Annotated in this window: 4 protein-coding genes; 2 read left to right on the top strand and 2 right to left on the bottom strand. The window is 67.6% G+C overall.

The window, feature by feature from the left end:
- Nucleotides 1–55: 55 nt before the first annotated feature.
- A complete protein-coding gene (gene ypfJ / locus AC5RWX_RS31040) occupies nucleotides 56–934 on the bottom strand; it encodes a KPN_02809 family neutral zinc metallopeptidase (protein WP_494100042.1) in 879 nt (292 codons plus the stop codon).
- 59 nt (nucleotides 935–993) lie between these two features.
- Between ypfJ and AC5RWX_RS31035 the strand changes: the two genes are divergently transcribed.
- Nucleotides 994–2,400 carry a class I adenylate-forming enzyme family protein gene (locus AC5RWX_RS31035; RefSeq protein WP_494100041.1) on the top strand — a complete coding sequence of 469 codons (1,407 nt, stop codon included), beginning with the start codon at nucleotides 994–996 and terminating at the stop codon, nucleotides 2,398–2,400.
- On the top strand, nucleotides 2,390–3,568 hold the full coding sequence (locus AC5RWX_RS31030; RefSeq protein ID WP_494100040.1) for a thiolase family protein: 1,179 nt from the start codon (nucleotides 2,390–2,392) through the stop codon (nucleotides 3,566–3,568). The genes AC5RWX_RS31035 and AC5RWX_RS31030 overlap by 11 nt, the downstream gene beginning before the upstream one ends.
- Here AC5RWX_RS31030 and AC5RWX_RS31025 read toward each other — a convergent pair.
- A partial coding sequence (locus tag AC5RWX_RS31025) for an energy-coupling factor transporter transmembrane component T family protein (protein WP_494100039.1) occupies nucleotides 3,565–4,049 on the bottom strand: 485 nt, incomplete at its 5' end. The two genes, AC5RWX_RS31030 and AC5RWX_RS31025, sit on opposite strands and share 4 nt — an antisense overlap.

Raw genomic sequence — 4,049 nt, 5'->3', positions numbered from 1 at the left:
GGCCGGTTACCTTCCCCACGGAAGGTACCGGCCGTCGTCGTCCCCACCGGCCTCGCTAGAGGGTGGGTGCAGAGAAGGTGTCGCACTGGGTGATGTCGCCGGTCTCGTAGCCCGTGTAAAACCAGCGCTGCCGTTGCTCGCTGGAGCCGTGGGTCCAGGCTTCGGGGGAGACGCGTCCGGTGGCGGCCTCCTGGATCCGGTCATCGCCGACGGCCGAGGCGGCGGACAGTGCGTCGTTCAGGTCCTGCTGTGTGAGCGCCTCCAGGAACGGCTCGCCTGCCGGGCCGGGTTGGGTGGAGGCGTGTTTGGCCCACAGCCCCGCATAGCAGTCGGCCTGAAGCTCAACGCGCACGGCACCGGACTCCGGGCCCTGCGGATCCTGCTGTGCCTGGTCAAGGTTTCCCAGCACGTTCTGGATGTGATGTCCGAACTCGTGGGCCACCACATACTCCTGCGCCAACGGCCCACCGGAGGAGCCGAAGCGGTCCACGAGCTCCTGAAAGAAGCCGGGATCGAAGTAGGCGGTGGTGTCGGCCGGGCAGTAGAACGGGCCAACGGCGCTCGAGGCTGTCCCACAGCCTGTGTCCACCGCCTGCTCGAAGATCACCGTCTCCGGCCGCGGGTACTGCACGTTGTACTGCTGCAAATACGCGGGCCAAAAGGCGTTCAGGCTGTTCACGGTGCCCGTGATGCGGCAGTCCACCCGGGCATCTGCATCCGCCCCCCTCTCGCAGGCCGGGGCGGTGCCCTGGCTTTGCGGCGCCTGGCCTGCCCCTGCCAGTCCTTCCAGCAACTCCGGGTTGACGCCTAGAAGCGCGGCGATGAGCAGGATGAGCCCGCCGCCGATGCCGCCGCCCACCTTCACTCCGCGGCCCATGCCGCGCCGGTCCTGGACCTGTGAAGGATCCAGCTGGACATTATCGTTGAAGCTCATAAAATCACATTACCCGTGGACCTAAGGCTCAATCCGTGCCGGCGGGTAAAGTTGGTCCGGTGCCTTTCCTGAACAGAATCCAGCGCTGGGCCGAAGAACGGCCGCACGACACCGCCGTCGTGGTTGCAGGTCAACGCCTCGCCTGGGCGGAACTCCGTGATTCCGCCGCCGCGCTGGTCGCTGAAACGAAGGCCGTCACTGCGCTCTGCGAAGCCAACTCAGTCGACTTTGTGGCCAAGTTCGCCGGCGCTGTAGCAGGCGGGCGCCAGTGCGCCGTCCTTGATCCCGCCTGGCCTGCCACACTGCAGGATGACATTGTCCGCCGCGTTGAATCATCAGCCCAACCCGCCGCGGTGTCCCCGGGTGATGAATTTGCCGACGGGACTCCGGAGTCCACTTTCCTTATCGGCCTCACATCAGGCACCACCTCCGTCCCAAAGGCCTTCACCCGGTCCCGGCGGTCCTGGCAGGAATCCTTCGACGCGTCCATCGAGTTCTTCGGGCTCCGCCAGGACGACGTCACACTGGCCCCGGGGCCGTTGGCCGCCAGCCTTAACCTCTATGCCCTGGCCGAGTGCCTCTACGCCGGCTCCGAATTCCAGACCCTCGAAGCGTTCGATGTCGGCGACGTCCACGCGGCCATCTCGTACGACCGGGTCACCCGGCTGGTGCTGGTCCCCACCATGCTGAGGATGCTGAGCGAGCGCGGACTGACGGGATGCGTTGACGCCTCCGGGCTCCGCACCATCATCTGCGCCGGCTCGAAACTCGATGCGCGGACTCTCGAAGCTGCCCGCCGCTGGGCCCCGAACGCCACCATCTTCGAGTACTACGGCGCTTCGGAGCTAAGCTTCGTATCGGGGGCAGGCCTGGCTGCGGGCAAGGAGGCAGCCGTGGGCGGGACCGGCATCGGGCGTCCCTTTCCCGGCGTTGACGTGAGGATCCTCGATGACGCGGGTGAAGCCCTTCCGGACGGGACCGTCGGCAACATCTGCGTGCGGAGCCCCATGGTGAGCAACGGCTACCTCTGGGGGGACGACGGCCAGGCTTTACGGTCCTTCGACGGATGGTTCACGGTGGGGGACCAAGGCTATCTGGAGGCGGGGGAGCTTCACATCCTGGGTCGTCGTTCGGACATGATCCTCACTGCCGGCAAAAACGTGTATCCGCATGAGGTGGAACTGGCACTGGCGGCCGTGCCCGGCGTCGCCGCCGCTGTGGCCACCGGGATGCCGGATGACCTGCGGGGACAGCGGGTGGTGGCCGGAGTTGTGCCGTCCGCCGGTGCTGTTACCGCAACACAGCTGAAGGCGGGCCTGGACAGTATCCTGGCCCGCGACAAGTGGCCGCTTCAGTACTATGAGGTCAGCGAATTGCCCACCACCGACCGCGGCAAGGTCAGCAGGAACCTGCTGCTGGAGTGGATCAGCTCGGGGGATCACAGGATCCGGAACCTTGGCGCCTGAGCTCCTTCCGGCGGACCGTCAGCCGGTCATCATCGCGGCCCGCCGCACCCCGGTATGCCGCACCAACGGGGTGTTGCGACACTTGCGGGCGCACGAGCTTCTGGCGCCGGTCCTGCGGGAGCTGGTCGCGGTTCAGGGTGTGGAGCCGGGTGCTGTCACGGATGTGGTGATCGGCAACGCGGTGGGCGGCAGCGGAAACGTGGCCAGGCTTGCACTGCTGGAGGCCGGCCTGCCCGTCACGGTCCCCGGTCTCACTGTGGACCGCCAGTGCGGCTCGGGCCTGGACGCGATCGTCCTCGCTGCCGGACTGGTGGCGGCCGGCGGCAACCCGCTCTATGTGGCCGGGGGAGTGGAAAGCACCAGCACCGCGCCCCTGCGCGCGCACCGTAATGACGACGGTGGGCCGGAGTTTTACGCGCGTGCACAGTTTGTGCCGGACAGCTTCGGAGACCCGGACATGGGCGTGGCCGCTGAAAACGTGGCGCGGAAGTTCGGTATCGGCAGGGAACGGCAGGATGCCTTCGCCCTGCGCAGCCACCGCTTTGCCCTCGCTGCTGCAGAAACCGGACATTTCGACCGCGAGCTGGTCCCGTTGGAGACAGCTGCCGGTATTGTCGTTGCGGACGACGGGCCACGGCGGGGCCTGAGCGCGGCGGTGACGGCACGGTTCCTTCCCGCCTTTGTGGACGGGGGAACTGTCACCGCCGGAAACTCCTGCTTCGACGCGGACGCGGCATCCGCCGTCGTTATCACTTCGCTGCAGCGGGCCCGGGAAATGGGTGCCCCGGACGGTCTGCTGGTGCTCGGCACCGGGACAACGGGCGTGGAGCCCGAGCTGCTGGGCATCGGTGCCGCCGCTGCTGCGCGCAACGTGCTGACAGCCGCGGGTGTGAAAGCGGATGAGCTGGACCTGGTGGAATTCAATGAGGCGTTCGCGTCGCAGACGCTTGCCTGCCTTGACGAGTTGGGGATTGACGCCGAGCGGGTGAATCTCGACGGCGGCGCACTGGCCTTAGGGCACGCGTACGGAGCGTCGGGTGCTGTGCTGGTGACCCGCCTGCTGGCACAGGCGCGGAGGGCCGGAACGCCGGGGAGCTTGGCGCTGGCCATGATCAGCATCGCCGGCGGAATGGGTACCGCCGCCTTGCTGCAATACGAGCAGCTCTAGGGCGCTCTCCCGGGACCTTGGTCTTCGGCGTCGCCCAGGCCGCGGGCGGCGAGCGCTTCGCCCGTCTGCCGGGCGAAGGCCACGGAGGTGATGAATACCGGGAGGATCAGGGCGCGGGGATTGCGCTCCAGCCCCCGGGCCCTTGCCGAATCCCGGACGTCGGCGAACGTTCCGGCGATGTAGGGGATGCTTCGGAGCATGATGCCGATGGTGAGGGCAAACCGCTCGGGGTCCGCGCCGAACCGCCGGAAGGGGTGGGCCGCTTTGACCACTCCGTCCAGCAGGCGCTGCACCGGAGTGGTGGCGGTCAGCAGCGACGCCGCCACCACACAAACGAGGATGTTCAATACGATCCGGGCAGCGGTTGGTGCTCCGAGCTGCCACCACTGGAAGAGCCCGATCACCAGGAGGACGGCGGCGAGCGGGCGGACGGCAGCCCAGAGGCGTTTCAGGCTGGCGCCGGTCAGCAGGAAAAGGCCGG

It is taken from the genome of Arthrobacter sp. SPT-J7 (assembly GCF_059089965.1).
This window is presented reverse-complemented; position numbering and strand designations above follow the sequence as displayed.